The organism is Saccharothrix isguenensis, assembly GCF_052936305.1.
On record NZ_CP193626.1, the window covers coordinates 2,285,128 to 2,298,933 of the forward strand.

14 protein-coding genes are annotated in these 13,806 nt (G+C 73.2%); 8 read left to right on the forward strand and 6 right to left on the reverse strand.

Translation table 11 applies throughout. The features are described 5' to 3' along the window. Positions 1–4 precede the first annotated feature (4 nt). Positions 5–784: a hypothetical protein gene (locus tag ACRAKI_RS11000; protein ID WP_447006952.1), complete on the reverse strand. Its 780-nt coding sequence runs from the start codon at positions 782–784 to the stop codon at positions 5–7. 37 nt (positions 785–821) lie between these two features. Further along, complete coding sequence (locus ACRAKI_RS11005; protein ID WP_447006953.1) at positions 822–1,919, reverse strand: PA2928 family protein; 1,098 nt, start codon at positions 1,917–1,919, stop codon at positions 822–824. A gap of 140 nt (positions 1,920–2,059) precedes the next feature. Here ACRAKI_RS11005 and ACRAKI_RS11010 point away from each other — a divergent pair, with 140 nt between their 5' ends. Genes ACRAKI_RS11010 through ACRAKI_RS11025 form a run of 4 tightly spaced genes read left to right on the forward strand, consistent with a single transcriptional unit; the run spans position 2,060 to position 7,633 of the window. Continuing rightward, positions 2,060–3,310 carry a hypothetical protein gene (locus ACRAKI_RS11010; protein ID WP_447006954.1) on the forward strand — a complete coding sequence of 417 codons (1,251 nt, stop codon included), beginning with the start codon at positions 2,060–2,062 and terminating at the stop codon, positions 3,308–3,310. Further along, the gene (locus ACRAKI_RS11015) at positions 3,307–4,308 is read left to right on the forward strand and encodes a hypothetical protein (RefSeq protein ID WP_447006955.1); all 1,002 of its coding nucleotides are present in this window, start codon (positions 3,307–3,309) and stop codon (positions 4,306–4,308) included. The genes ACRAKI_RS11010 and ACRAKI_RS11015 overlap by 4 nt, the downstream gene beginning before the upstream one ends. Further along, positions 4,305–6,440 carry a hypothetical protein gene (locus tag ACRAKI_RS11020; protein WP_447006956.1) on the forward strand — a complete coding sequence of 712 codons (2,136 nt, stop codon included), beginning with the start codon at positions 4,305–4,307 and terminating at the stop codon, positions 6,438–6,440. The genes ACRAKI_RS11015 and ACRAKI_RS11020 overlap by 4 nt, the downstream gene beginning before the upstream one ends. Further along, positions 6,437–7,633 carry a CHAT domain-containing protein gene (locus ACRAKI_RS11025; RefSeq protein WP_447006957.1) on the forward strand — a complete coding sequence of 399 codons (1,197 nt, stop codon included), beginning with the start codon at positions 6,437–6,439 and terminating at the stop codon, positions 7,631–7,633. The genes ACRAKI_RS11020 and ACRAKI_RS11025 overlap by 4 nt, the downstream gene beginning before the upstream one ends. 88 nt (positions 7,634–7,721) lie before the next feature. Here ACRAKI_RS11025 and ACRAKI_RS11030 read toward each other — a convergent pair whose 3' ends face one another. After that, the gene (locus ACRAKI_RS11030; protein ID WP_447006958.1) at positions 7,722–8,243 is read right to left on the reverse strand and encodes a hypothetical protein; all 522 of its coding nucleotides are present in this window, start codon (positions 8,241–8,243) and stop codon (positions 7,722–7,724) included. Between the two features lie 96 nt (positions 8,244–8,339). On the opposite strand from ACRAKI_RS11030, the gene ACRAKI_RS11035 reads away from it, so the two are divergent. From ACRAKI_RS11035 to ACRAKI_RS11045, 3 genes are read left to right on the forward strand one after another with little or no spacing between them, the layout of a single operon-like run. Next, positions 8,340–9,140 (forward strand): LLM class flavin-dependent oxidoreductase, encoded by an 801-nt coding sequence (locus ACRAKI_RS11035; protein WP_447006959.1) that lies wholly within the window; start codon positions 8,340–8,342, stop codon positions 9,138–9,140. A 58-nt stretch (positions 9,141–9,198) separates the two neighbouring features. Beyond that, entirely contained in the window at positions 9,199–10,068 is an 870-nt protein-coding gene (locus tag ACRAKI_RS11040) for a patatin-like phospholipase family protein (RefSeq protein ID WP_447008387.1), read from the forward strand. 5 nt (positions 10,069–10,073) lie between these two features. Continuing rightward, positions 10,074–10,967 (forward strand): alpha/beta fold hydrolase, encoded by an 894-nt coding sequence (locus ACRAKI_RS11045; RefSeq protein ID WP_447006960.1) that lies wholly within the window; start codon positions 10,074–10,076, stop codon positions 10,965–10,967. Positions 10,968–10,982: 15 nt separating this feature from the next. Here the strand turns inward: ACRAKI_RS11045 and ACRAKI_RS11050 are convergent, their stop codons facing one another. Both ACRAKI_RS11050 and ACRAKI_RS11055 read right to left on the reverse strand, forming a co-directional pair. Continuing rightward, positions 10,983–11,168, reverse strand: a complete 186-nt coding sequence (locus tag ACRAKI_RS11050) for a DUF397 domain-containing protein (protein ID WP_447006961.1) — start codon at positions 11,166–11,168, stop codon at positions 10,983–10,985. Next, positions 11,165–12,028, reverse strand: coding sequence for a helix-turn-helix domain-containing protein (locus ACRAKI_RS11055; RefSeq protein ID WP_447006962.1), 864 nt, complete (start codon positions 12,026–12,028; stop codon positions 11,165–11,167). The genes ACRAKI_RS11050 and ACRAKI_RS11055 overlap by 4 nt, the downstream gene beginning before the upstream one ends. A gap of 67 nt (positions 12,029–12,095) precedes the next feature. On the opposite strand from ACRAKI_RS11055, the gene ACRAKI_RS11060 reads away from it, so the two are divergent. Next, the gene (locus tag ACRAKI_RS11060; protein WP_447006963.1) at positions 12,096–12,386 is read left to right on the forward strand and encodes a hypothetical protein; all 291 of its coding nucleotides are present in this window, start codon (positions 12,096–12,098) and stop codon (positions 12,384–12,386) included. A 4-nt stretch (positions 12,387–12,390) separates the two neighbouring features. Here ACRAKI_RS11060 and ACRAKI_RS11065 read toward each other — a convergent pair whose 3' ends face one another. Further along, positions 12,391–13,776, reverse strand: coding sequence for a WS/DGAT/MGAT family O-acyltransferase (locus ACRAKI_RS11065; protein ID WP_447006964.1), 1,386 nt, complete (start codon positions 13,774–13,776; stop codon positions 12,391–12,393). Between the last annotated feature and the right edge of the window lie 30 nt (positions 13,777–13,806).

Sequence of the window (13,806 nt, forward strand, 5' to 3'; positions counted from 1 at the left end):
CGGGCTAGGGCGCGAGGGTGGTGAGCACGGCGACGTCCGACTCGTCGTGCGGCAGGTACATGACCCTGACGACCATGCCGGGCTGCACCCGGGCGATCGACTGCGGCTGCAGCTTCTTGTCCTGCGTGACGTCGAACGCGGTGCCGTCCGGTCGGGTCACCCGCATGGTCAGGCGCAGCGCCGAACGGCCGTCCGGAAGCTGCCCGGTCGGGGTCAGGGCGAGCACGATCGCGGTGGCTTCCACGCCCTGCTCGGTGATGCGCAGCTGGTGCGGCGTCAGGAACCCCTTGGCCACCTGCACCCGGTCGAGCGCGGCCTGCAGCTCGTGCGCGGGGGCGTCGGTGGCGAGCACCGCCCTGCCGTCGGGCAGGTAGCGGACCGGGAGGACCGCGTTCGGCACGATCAGCGCGAGGTCGGTCAGGTCCACCACCTGCCGGGCGGTGCCGGGGAACGAGCGGCCGTCCGCCGTGTCCACCTGGAGCCGGATGTCCAGCTGCGGCTGGTCGTTCACGGTCAGGCCGGTCCGGGCCACGCCGACGACGGTGCCGATGCCGATCGGCGCGTCGCGGAACTCCTTGGGCACACCGCCGGTCAGCGCGGCCAGACCGCCGCCGAAGACCTTGTCCAGCGAGAACAGCGTGGGCACGACGGACAGCAGGATGATCGGGCCGACCATCCAGCCGTTCAGCCAGGCGGTCACGTCGTCCCCGGTCAGGCCGCCGGCGACCCAGGTCGCGGTGAGGGCGAGTCCGACGCACAACCCGATCCAGCTGGTCACCTTCATGGTTTTCGTCCTTTCGTTCGCGGTGGATCGCGGTGAGTTACCGGTGGGAGCCGAAGAAGTCGGCCAGGCCGATGGCGAGGGCGACGACCCGGCCGTCACCGCGGGCCGTGGCGAACACGTCGCCCACGGCCACCGCGGTGACGCCGTCCGGGCCGACGAGGGCGCGGTCCACCCGTGAGTCGACCGTCAGCGTGGCCGTGACCTGGCCGGTGGCCAGCGACACCAGGCTGAGCGCGATGCCCTGGTCGTTCACCGAACGCTGGTGTTCGACCAGCACGTGCCCGGTGGCCACCCCGACCGCCGTCACGCCGTCGACCACGAGCCGGGCGCCGTGGAACACCGTCGCGCCCACCGGGGTCTCCTGGCCGTCCGCCGTGGCGCGGACCAGCACACTGCCCGGCGTGCCGCCCGGGGCCTGCCGCAGCCCGACCCGCTCGGTGGAGCCGGGGTTCATCCCCGCCTCGACGCCGGTCGCGGTGGGCGGCGCGGCGGGGGTGCGTTCGACGGAGAGCCGGCCGGCCCACGCGGCGGCGGTCGGCGCGTCGACCGGCGTGGCCACCACCTCGTCCAGCCCGATCGCCAACACCCCTCCGGTGGCGTTCATGGCCAGCACCCGGCGGTTCTCCGGGTCGTACGCGTAGGCGGTCCGGGCCGCGACGTACGCGTCGCCGAGCCCGTCCACGTCGTCGCCCTCGGCGACCAGGCTGCCGTCCGCCAAGCCGACCACGACCAGCCCCGAGTCGGTGGCCAGGTAGGCGTAGCGCCGCCCGGCGGCGAGGACCGACGCCTCCCAGGCCAGCTCGTCGGAGAGCTGCGTGTCCCACAGCACCTCGCCGGTGGCCGGGTCGGTGGCCGCGAGCCGCACCTGGAACAGGTCCTGCGTGATTAGCTGGAACATGCCGCGCACGCCGTGCCGCGCGTAGGGCGCCAGGACCACGTCCCTCCCGTCGACCTCGGCGAACGCGAAGCCGGGCTGCACCTCGACGTCCGGCTCCGGCGACAGCAGGTACGAGCCGCCGAAGAACAGCCCGGCGAACAGGACGAGCGGCAGCAGGAACGGCAGGGCGTGGCGGCGCGGAGGCCGGGGCGTCTCGTAGGGCATCGCCGGCGAGTACTGCTGCGGTGTCTGGTACATCGGTTCCCCCTTTGGTCCTCGGTGGCTGTCTGTGCGGGGTGATGACCGAAGCCTCGTGTGCGGGTGCCGCCTACCGGTCCCAGGAACGGCGTTCACGAGACCCCCACCAGCGGCGATGGAGATCGAGTAGGGTCGGTCGGGTGGGCACCGCGCGAGCTGCGACGGCGAGGCTCCCGCGCGGCTCGGTGGTCGCGCGGGCGTGGGCCGAACTGGGTGACGCGGTCGCGCCGCTGAGCAACCCGGCGGGCCGTCCGCTGACCCGCACGGTGAAGCTGATCCTCGATCCGCTGGTGCTGCGGCCCGTGCTCAACCCGGAGTTCGCCGCGGGCGCGATCGCGGTCGAGCACGCCGACGCCCTGCGGTCCCGGATCGCCGACGCAGGACCGGTGCTGGCCGCGACCGCGGGTTGGTTCGTGGTGCTGAAGAAGGAACGCCGGCGGCTGTGGATCACCGACGGGAACCCGCAGGACCTCTACTTCCAGCCCTGTTTCGAACTCGCCACCCGGCACGGGCCGCCGGGGGCGGACGCTGATCGGGTGGCGGGCTCCGTGCTCGCCGAGGTGCACGGGCAGGGCGGGCCGACCGTCGCCGCGCTGCGCGACTTCGTCACCGATCCGGCCAACGCGGGTGAGCTGACCGGGCTGCTCGACTCGGCGTGGGCCGAGGTGGAGCTCGGCGTTCCGGCGGCGATGGCGACCGACGGGTTCCTGGCCACCTGTGCCGTCGCACCGGATCGGGCGTTGTTCGGGGCGCTGGTCGCGGGCTCGGCCGGGTCGGCGGGCGCGGCGGAACTGGACCGGCCGGGCGTGGCGCTGGCCCACGGGTTGACCGATCGGGACCGGCCCGAGCGGCCGGAACTGGGGCGGAGCGCGTCGAAGCGGAACCTGCCCAAGCCGTTCGACCGGTCGATCCTGGAACGCCTGTTCGCGCCGCTGACCACGGCGTTCGGGCGGGACGGACTGGCGGACGTGCCGACGTTGGTGCGGCGGGAGATCAGCCGGTCGGCGGGCGCCTGGCAGCTCGCGGACGAGGCGAGCCGGCTGGTGCTGCTGCTGGGCCGCGACGCGTCGGCCGACCTCGCCGGGCGTCCGTCCGGCGCCGGGACCGGCACTGCCGCCGCGCGGTTGCGGTCGCGGTGGGAGCGCGAGGCGTACGTGCACCGGGTGCTGCGGATGCCGTCCGCCGTGCCGCCGGAGGTCCACGCGGACGTCCGCGGTGTGCGGGAGGCGTACCTGCGGCGGCTGTGGGTGCGGCTGCACGGCCGTGAGCTGCGGGGTGACGCCGTGACCGCGGACCGGGTGTGGGACCTGCTCGACGGGGTGCTGCGGTCGGTGATCCTGGACCAGCGTGACCGGCTGCGGTCGGTGCTGGAACGGGAGGCCGTGGCATGAGGGTGTCCCGCTCGGCGGAGGTCGTCGTCGGTGACTGGCCGACGTCGCCGGAGGTCGTGGCGCTGGTCGAGGGCGCGGGCGCGGTGGTGGCGTGGGACGTTCTGGCCGGCGGCGCGGTGCCGGCGGCGCGGGTGCACGACCCGGCGCGGGCGTCCGAGTGGCTGTGGGAGGTCTACGGGGACGCGGCGGATGCGGTCCTGGGCGACGCCGACGAGGTGGAAGTGCCCGTCGTGGGTGACTGGCGGGTCCGTGACGCCTGCCGTGTCGTGGCGCAGCTGAACTGGGCCGAGGCTTGGTGGCCTGCTTCGGTGGTGGCCGGTGTGCCCGCGCTGGACCTCGCCGTGCTGAACGCCGAACGTGCTGTCGCCGTGTCCACTGCGGAGCACCTGCTGGACGATCCGGACGCGGTGGAGCGGGCCTTGGCGTCGGTGGTGCTGTTCGACGTGCCGGATGTCGAGCTGAACGGGTTGGCCGACCGGGTCGCGGCGCTCGCCGAGGACTACGGGGCGGTGCTTCCCCGGGCGGAGGCGCCGAGCCGGTCGGAGTTCGCGCTCGCCGCCGGAGGAGTCGACGGGTCCGCCGGGGTGGCGGTGTCGACCGGCTCGTCCACTGTGGACTGGTCGTTGGTGCCGCACGGTGTGGTAGACGCCGCTGCGCCCGCCGAGTGGGCTGTCGTGCGGCGGCGGGGTGTCACGGTGCTGGAGGTCTCCGTCGCCGCCGGGCCACGGCCGGGGCCGCTGGCGGCGCGGATGGGCGAGGTCGACGTGGCGCTGGACGAGGTCGATCGGCTGGGGCGGATCACCGGTTCGTCCCCGGTGCCGCCCGCGGTGTTGTTGCTCCCGCCCGATCGACGGGTGCTGACCGTGTACGCGCCCGGGTTCGCGGTGCCCGCCGCGCCTGCGCCCGGTGCGGACGCCCGACGTGCGGCGATCATCGACTACGCGCGGTCCCGGGTCGGTTCGCCCGGTGCGACGCTGACCGAGCGGACGGCGCGGTGAGCGACTGGGCCGACCTCAACGACGAGGGCGTGCGGCTGGCGGCTGCCGGGGACCTGGAGGGTGCGCGGGCCGCGATCGAGGCGGCGGTGGCCGCGTCGCCGCCGGAGGACCGTGCGCGATGCCTGGTCAACCTGGCCCACGTGGTCGACCTGGCGGGGGACCAGCAGCGCGCGGTGGACCTGCTGACCGAGGCGATCGAGGTGGGGGAGGAGCCGATCCGGACGTCGGCCCTCGCGTCCCGCGCGGACCTGCTGCCGTCGCTGGGCAGGTGGGACGAGGCGTGGCGGGATGTGGAGGGCGCGCTGGTCGACGCCGGACCGCCGCACCAGGCGGAGTTGCGCACCACCCGCGTCGCGCTGCTGATGGCGGTGGGCCGGTTGGAGGAAGCCGAGGCCGAGGCCACCGGCGCGATGCGGCTCGTGGCCGAGCACACCCCCGAGTACCTGGAGAACCTGTACGCCAACCTGGCGATCCTGGCCGACGAGGCGGGTGACGGGCAGCGGGCGGCGGTGTGCCGGGTGCTGTCCGAGAACCCCGACCGGCAGCACCTCGGGCCGCGGTGGCTGCGGTTCGTGGAGTTGAACGCCGAGGGCGCGGTGCTGGCGTCGGCGGGTGACGTGGTCGGCGCGCGGGCCGCGTTCGAGGCCGCGTACCGCGAGACCGCGGCCGTGGACCGCACGTCCGCGTCCGGCGGGATCGGTGACGTGGCCGACGTCGAGGCGTTGGTGTGCCGTGCGGGTGTTGCGGGGAACCTCGTCGGGGTGTCCGCCGACCACGACGAAGCCGCGCGGTGGAGCACCGAAGCGGTGGACGCGGCGCGGGTCGTGCTGGCGCTCGTCGGTGACGTCTACGGCACGTCCACGGTGTTGGTGAACGCGTTGGTTGCCCGTGCTGTGACGCACCAAGCGCGGACGCGGCTGCCTGAAGCGCTGGCGGACCTGGACGAGGCCGTCGAGGTGTTGGCGCTGGTCGAAGACGCCGGGTCGTCGGAGGCCGCCGTGCGGTCCACCCGTGCCCGGGTGCTCGCCATCGGCGGTCGGTATGCCGAAGCGGCCACCGAGGCGCGGGTCGCGTTGGACCTCGCGTACGCCGCCGCGCCGTCGTTGGCCGCGAACGTCCACCTGACGTTGGCGGAGATCACCGGTTCCACGGGGGACCTGCCCGGCGCCGTCGAGCACATGGCCCTGGCCCGCGACCTGTGCGCCGCCACCGGTGACGTCGACGGCGAGGTCACCGCTGTGCTGTGCTGGGCGCGGTCCGCCTACCTCGCGTCCGACGTCGACCGGGCCGACACCCTGTACGCGGAGGCCGAGGCGCTGCTCCCCGAAGACCCGAGTCGGCTGGCGGCGTGCCTGCACGGTCGGGCGGCGGTCGCGGTGCTGCGGGGGAGGCCGGGCGAGGCGCTGGAGTTGGTGGACAGGGCCGCCGCGCTGATGGGGACGGCCGTGACTCCGCTGGAACTGGTCGCCGTGCAGCAGGTCCGGGGGTCGGCGTTCGAGGCGTCGGGGGCGTTCGACGCGGCCGAGTCCTGTTACGCCGAGGCGGCGGAGGTGTGCGAGGCGGCCGGCTTGTGGCACGTGGTGCTGGGCATGACGTGGTGGCGCGCGGACGCGCTCGTGCGCCGGGCGGCGGCGGTGACCGGCGAGGAACGGCGGGTGATCGGCCTGCGCGCGCTGGACTTGGCGTTGCCCGCCGCGCTGGCGTCCGAGGCGGTGCGGCAGCGGTTCCCGCACGGGCCGCTGCGGGAGCGCTGGGTGGCGTTGGCCTCCGCGCCCGCGACCCGGTCGGCGTTCCTGGCCATCCGGGCGGTCGAGGACGTCGCGTTGGCGGCCCAGTACATCGACCACATCGCGGGTGCGGTGTCCCTGGACGCCGTGGGCACTCCGGTGGAACGCGGTGAGCTGGTGATGCTGCCCGAGCCGCCCGTCGCTCCCGATCCGGTCGGGGAAGGGCACCTGCCCTACGCGGCTTCGGGTTTCGCGACCGGCGGCACTCCTGTCGCCGGGTTCGAGCTGCCGCCCAGGGTCCGGCTCGACCCGGCGGTGCGGACCGCGCTGGACGACTGGATCGACGTGGCCGAGGAGCGGTACGGGCTGCCGGTGCGGTCGGAACGGGCGGTGGCGTCGTGGTGACCGTGCAGCTGAAGCTGGTCGACGCCGGCGACCTGTACCTGTCGTGGCGGTGGGAGCACGAACCGGACCGGCCCCGCGTCCAGCTCGTGCCGCGCGAGAACCTGCAGGGGGTGTTGGACGAGTGGGCGGCGGCCGTGCCGTCGCCGTTGCCGGGGGAGGACGCCGACCGGGCGTTGCGGCGTTCGCTGACCCACGGGCCGCTGGTCGACCACGCGCGGGAGCTGGACCTGTCAACGCGCCTGTTCCGGGCGCTGTTCCCGGCAGCGTTGGCGGTCGAGCTGAATTCGTGGCTGGCACAGGGGATCCGGCCGCACCTGCGGGTCCAACCGTCGCCGTCGACCGCGTCGGTGCCGTGGGAGGCGCTGCGCGTGGACGAGGGCGAGCGGGCCGTGCACAACCTCGACATCTCCGTGCTGCCGCCCGCGACGGTCGGCAACGCGGCGGGTCGCCGCGTGTCCCGGTTCGATCCACGGGGGACGGTCGTGGGCGTGCTGGACCCGAAGGTGCCGGGGTTCGCCGACTCGTCCGGTCTCGGGTCGGTTCTCGGCCCTGTCACGCCGGAACTGGCCGCGCGGGCGTTCACGCCGGGTGGGGCGCGCCGTGACGACGTCGACCGCGACTACCTCGAACGGGCGCTGGCCACCGCCGCGCGCTTCCTCTACGTCGGCCACGTCACGACCGGCGATCACGGCCTGGACGCCCGGATGCACCTGTCCTGCACGGCGGACACCGCGGGCCGGGCCGCCCCGCTGGGCGCGCACCGGCCGCTGACCGCGGCCGACATCGTGCTCGGACACCGTCCCGGCCCCGTGCGGCCGTGGCGGATCCCCAACCGGGTGGCGCTCGTGGCGTGCGAGAGCGGCGGCGACCTCCGCTTCGCCGAACCGTCCGGCCTGGTGACGGCGATGGTCCACGGCGGCGCGGAGCACGTGACCGCGACCAGGTGGACGTTGCCGACCGACGAAGGGCTGTCCCGGCTCGTCCCCGACTTCCCGTCGACGCCCGTCCTGGCGCCGACGGTGGTGGCGATCGACGCGGCCCACCGGGCCGAGCACCCGGTGACCGCCCTCAACGACTGGCAGCGCGCCGCCGCGACCCGGTGGGAGGAGACCGGCGACCCCACCTGCTCCCCGCTCGTGTGGGCCGCCTTCACCACCACCTGGGCGCCCGGTCCGCGAAGCCACGACGGGTGAGTCCCGGCGAGCACAGCGCCGGGAAGCGCAGCGCCGGGGGAGTGCAGCGCCGGGGAGTGCAGCGCCGGGGAGTGCAGGTCGTGCCCCGTCATCCCCGGGCGGACCTGCGCTGGTAGTGCCACGTGGCCACGCCGAGCGCGATACCGGTCACCAGGAAGTCGGCGTACCAGAGCAGGCCCCAGTCCGCCTGAGGGTGGGCGTCCTGCGCGGCGAACGCGCCCGCCGACTCGACGCGGCCCACGGCGAGGAAGTACCGGAGGTAGAAGTAGCCCAGGCCCCAGAGCGCCAGGGCTGCCGACACCGTCCACGCGGGGATGAGCACCAGCCACCGGGGGAACACCCGGCCCCACCGCTGGACCAGGGCCGGCGGGCCTGCGGCGGCGAGGATGGAGAGGATGCCGAACCCCCAGTAGCCGATGGCGGCGCTGCCCGTCGAGCTGCTGGTCGCGGCCTCGAAGTCGCCGGGGAAGGTGGCCGACACACCCATGCCCCACCACAGGTGCGGCAGCCCGTAGACGATCGCGCCGGTGCTCGCCGTGTACGCGGCCCAACGGCCACGGGGTTCGGCGGCTGTGGGCTTGTCGGCGGGGGTGTGCTCACTCGTCGTCACGCCTGATCGTTCCAAGCTCTGACTCAGCGGTCAGCCGGACGGGCGATTCGGCCCGGATCGAGGTCGTCGTCGTTCGGGATGTGGAACGCTGCCGGCATGCGTTGCGGGATCGTGTTGCCGTTCTTCGACGCGCCGGACGTGGCGTCGTGCGCGGCGTTGGCGGAGGAGTGCGGTTGGGACGGGGTGTTCCTGGCCGAGGCGGTGTGGGGTGTCGACGCGTGGGTGGCGTTGACGGCGGCGGCCATGCGCACGTCGTCGGTGCGGCTGGGGACGATGCTGACGCCGCTGGCCCGGTTCAAGCCGTGGGACGTGGCGTCCAAGGTGGCGACGTTGGACCGGTTGTCCGGTGGTCGCGTGCAGCTGTCGGTCGGGCTGGGGGCGCTGCACCCGGGGTGGACGGCGTTCGAGCGCGAGACGAGCCGGGCCGAGCGGGCGTTGCTGCTGGACGAAGGGCTGGCGGTGTACGACGGGCTGATGCGCGGGCAGCCGTTCTCGTTCAGCGGACAGCGGTACGAGGTGCGGGAGACGGACTTCTTCCCGCCGCCACCGCCCGTGCAGCGGCCTCGCGTGCCGGTGTGGGTGGTGGGCGCTCACGGGCGTGCGGTGTCGATGCGGCGTGCGGTGGCGTGGGACGGGTTGCTGCCGAACGTGATCGCCGACGACGGCGCGCGGGGGCCGTCGAACCCGGAGGAGTTGGCGGCGGTGGTGGCGGAGGCGCAGGAGCTGCGCACGTCGCTCGGGCTGCCGTGGGACGGCTACGACGTGATCGCCGAGGGGACGGCGACGGACGTGCGCGAGTGGGCCGACGCGGGCGCGACCTGGTGGATCGAGTCGGACTGGGAGACCACGGTCGACGCGGTGCGCGACCGCATCACCGCCGGACCACCGTCGGCCTGACCGGCAGGCTCGCGCGCCAAGCAGCCCGCACGGGCGCGGTGAACGGTGCGGTGGGACGATCCCGGCCGTGGTGGACCTCCCCGGACCGGTCGGGTTCGTGCTCGGCGGTGGTGGCAGCCTCGGCGCGGGCCAGGTCGGCATGCTGCGCGCGCTGGCCGAACGCGGTGTCGCGCCGGACCTCGTCGTCGGCACGTCCGTCGGCTCGGTCAACGGCTCGCTGCTCGCCCTCGACCCGGCCGGCGCGTTCGAACGGCTGGACGCGATCTGGCAGCACATGACCAGGGCCCGCGTCTTCCCCGGCGGACTGCTCGCGCAGGCCCGGACGCTGCGGCAGCACAAGACGCACCTGTTCCCCAACACCGGGCTGGCCGAGGTGCTGGAGTTCGGCCTGGGCGGCGCGCGGGACTTCGCCGAACTGGCCCTGCCGTTCGGCGCGGTCGCGGTGGACTCGGTGACCGGCGCCGCCGTCACGCTGACCTCGGGCGACCTGGTCTCGGCGGTGCTGGCGAGCAGCGCCATCCCCGGCATCTACCCGGCCGTCCGGCGTGACGGGCACGTGCTCTACGACGGCGGTGTGCTGGCGAACGTGCCCATCCGCCAGGCGCTCGCGATGGGGGCGAAGTCGCTGGTCGTGCTGGACTGCGCGTTCCCGGGCCACCTGCCCACCGTGCCGGAGACCCTCGCCGAGACGCTGCTGTTCTGGGTGACCCTGAGCACCCGCAACCAGGCGGTGCTGGAAGCCGAGCTGGCGTCGGCGGACGTGCCGGTCGTCTACCTGCCCGGACCGCCCGTCCAGCCGGTCACCCCGCTCGACTTCGGGCACACCGCCGCGCTGATCGCCGCGTCCTACGAAGCCTCCGCCGCGTTCCTGGCCCAGGTCGACATCGAGGGCCCCGGCTTGTACGGCCACCCGTCCGGGACATACTGACCGGTATGACCACACTCGACCATTGGGGCGGGACGAGCCGCTACGCCGACCTGGACGGCCCGGTGCACTACGTCGACTTCGGCGGCGACGGGCCGCCGGTGGTGCTCGTCCACGGCCTCGGCGGATCGCACCTCAACTGGTGCCTGCTCGCGCCGCACCTGGTCGACCGCCACCGCGTGCTGGCCGTCGACCTGGCAGGGTTCGGCCTCACCCACCCCGAGGGCCGCTCCACGACCGTGCCCGCGAACGCCCGACTGCTCGAATGGTTCCTCGCCGAGGTCGTCGGCGAGCCGGTGGTGCTGGTCGGCAACTCGATGGGCGGGATGATCTCCGTCCTGCACGCCGCCCGTCGCCCGCAGACCGTCACCGCGCTGGCCCTGCTCGACCCGGCCGTGCCGCTGCCGCTGGGTGTGCGGCTGGACCCGCAGGTCGCGGCGGCGTTCGCGATGTACGCGGTGCCGGGGCTGGGGCCGTGGTTCCTGGCGAAGTCGCGGGCCGGGGTGTCGACGCGCCGGCAGGTCAAGCGGGTGCTGAACCTGGTGTGCGCGAACCCCAAGGCCGTGCCCGAAGAGATGATCCTCGCGTCGATGTCGCTGCTGGAGCAGCGGGCCGAGGTGCCCGGGCTGGACGAGGCGTTCCTGGCCGCCGCGCGGTCCGTGGTGTGGTCGGGCGCGACCAGCCGGCGGTACTACGCGGCGATGAGCAGGGTGAGGACGCCGGTCTTCCTGATGGCGGGGGAGAAGGACCGCCTGGTGCCGTTGGCGTCGGCCCGCGAAGCCGCCCGCCGCAACCCGTCGTGGCGGTTCGACGTCCTGGACGGCGTCGGCCACGTGCCGCAGCTGGAGGTGCCGGAACTGGTCGCCGAGCGGATCGAGGACTGGCTGGACGAAGTGGTCTGAGGTGACGTGGTCTGGTCAGCGCTGACGGCGGCCGAGGAACTGCATCCAGGCGCTGCGGGGGAACGACAGCGTCGGCCCGGTGGGGTTCTTCGAGTCACGAACGTCGGTCGTGTCCGGCACGTACCGGACCTCGACGCAGGCAGGGTTGTCCGCACTGCGGCTCGCCTTGAACCACCCACCGTGGTCGATGCGGTCCCTCACTCAAGCTCCTTGCCGATCTGCTGGATCACATCAAGCGATTCGGTCCGGTCCAGGGCGCAAGCCATGGCCTGGTCGTGAGCCAAATTGTACTCACGCATCCGCATGGGTTGATCGATCAGATACGTGGACGTGATCGTCTCCTGCCAGACCAGCTCGGGGAGCCGGCTGCTGGCGAAGCCGAAGATGTAGAAGCTCGATCCGCCAAGGGCGTTGTAGTAGTCGGTGGAGAACGGCAGGATCCGCACATCCAGTGTCTCCGGCAGTTGCTCGATCCTGTTCGCCAGGTGCCTCAGTTGCCCCACCATCACCTCGCGTCCGCCGATCTGCTGTCGTAGCGCGGATTCGGTGATGAGCGCGGTGAGCCGGAGCGGGTCGTCGGCGTCGTCGAGGCGCTGCTGCCGCTTCATTCGCGCCTCGACTCGCCGGTTAGCCTCGGCCAGTCGGATGCTCGGCCCACCGCCGCGCATGACCGCCAACGCGTACTCCTCGGTCTGGAGCAGACCGCTGATCAGCCCGGCGTTGTAGGCGCGGACGGCCTCGGCGCCATGTTCGAAGCCGATGTACCGCAACATGTCCGCGCTGAACATGGCGGAGTAAGGGCTCCACCAGCCGCGCTCTGCCGCTGCCTCGCGGAGTGCCTGCAGTTCCTCCAGTTCGGTCGCGTCGAAGTCGAGCACGGCGGCGAGTTCGGCGAGCTTGCTCGCGTTGATCTTGAGTTTGCCGCTCTCGACGCCGGACACGTACGACTGGCTGGTGTCGATGGCCTTCCCGGCCGACGCGGCGGTGATGTCCATCAGTTCGCGGCGCTCGCGCAGGCGGATGCCCAGCTCCCAGCCGGCTACAGACGGTGACGTCGTCATGGTCCCTCACTCGATCGAGTTATGCGACTTGCTAATATCAGCGATTGTCGGCACGATCATAACAGAGGTGGAGAACGGGGAGGCGGAGATGATGGGGCGGGCTCAGGTGCACCTGTGGGCGCAGGTTCCGGGTGACGTGTGGATCAACTACGAGGTCGAGCCTGGCGGGGGTGCGGTGGTGTTCAAGATCGGTCAGGACGTGGAGCTGTTCGCCGAACCGCGCGCGTTGGCCAAGATCGGCGAGGTGGCAGCCGAAGCGGTCGCGGCGGCGGGGGTGGTGGCGGCCAGGGCAGCCGCCGACAGGGCCGGCTCAGGGTCGGGCGGCACGGAGTCGGGCAACTCGGGGTCCGTCGGCTAGGGGATCAGCTCGTCGCGGTGGCGAGTTCGTCGAAGCCCGCGCGGATGCCGTCGGAGAGCACCTGGACGTCCGGCACGCTGTCGAGGTCCGCGCTGATGCCGAAGGTGATCTGGTCGAGGTAGGAGAAGATGCCGACGCTGATCCGCATGTTCCCGGAGATGGGGACGTACGGGTAGGTCTCCGTCAGCCGCCTGCCCACCATGAACAGGGGGACGCGAGGACCGGGGATGTTGGTGGTGAGCGTCTGCACCAGCTGCTGCGGGAAATGCTTGGCCATGCGAGAACCCAGCGCCAGCAGGGACGGCGCGGCGAAGTTCGACAGGCCGACGAGCACGTCCGCGCCCGCCGCCTGGCCGCTGCGCTTCAAGCCGTCCATCTGCTCGCGGATCGACGCGAGGCGGGCCAGCGGATCGGCTTCGCTGACGGGCAGGTTCACCAACACCGCGCTGAACCTGTTGTTCAGGACGCCCCGCTCGGCGGACGAGCGCGTCGACACCGGCACCATGCTGCGCACCACCTGGCCCTCGGCCAACTCGTCGCGCTTGGCGAGCAGGTCGCGGAACCCGCGGGTGACGGCGGCGAGGACGACGTCGTTGACCGTGCCGCCGGTGACCACGCGGACAGCCTTGATCTCGGCGACGTTCGCCTTGGCCCACACCCACCGCCGGTGCGGTCCGACCGGGCCGTTCAACGACTTCGGGGTGGCGGCGGTGAGTCGGCGGGCGGTCGTCGGCAGGCTGTCCAGCACGGTCCGGCCGAGGGCCAGCACCTCCGAGCGGCTGCGCAGCCGCCGGGCCACCGCCGGGAACTTGGCCAGCTGCTTGACCGGTGCCGACACCGCGCCGCGCACGCCGTCCAGGACGAGGTCCGCGGTCGACGGGGTGGGCGCCGGCCGCCACTCCACCGGTTCTGGCTGCGGCGTGTCCGCGCGCCAGTCCAGCAGCACCTGCATCAGGTCGCTGCCCGCGATGCCGTCGATCAGGCAGTGGTGGACCTTGCAGAGGATCGCCCACCGGCCACCCTCCAGGCCGTCGACCAGCCACACCTCCCACAGCGGTCTGGCGAGGTCGAGGCCTTGCTCGAACAGGTGCCCGGCGAGGTGGCGGAGCTGGTCGTCCGCGCCCGGCGACGGGACCGCCGTGTGCCGGACGTGGTCCGAGATCCGGAAGCGCTCGTCGTCCACCCACACCGGCCAGCCGGCGTGCAGCGGGAGCGTCTTCACCCGCTGCCGGTAGCGCGGCACGGTGCCGAGCTTGGCCGCGAACAGCCGCACGACGTCGCCGTACGACGGGGCCGGCCCGTCGAAGACCAGCAGCGAACCGACATGCATGGGCACGTTCTCGTCTTCGGTGAAGAAGAAGCCCGCGTCCATGGCGCTCATCCGGTCCATGCGTCAGACCGTAGTGCCACAAATCGAGAC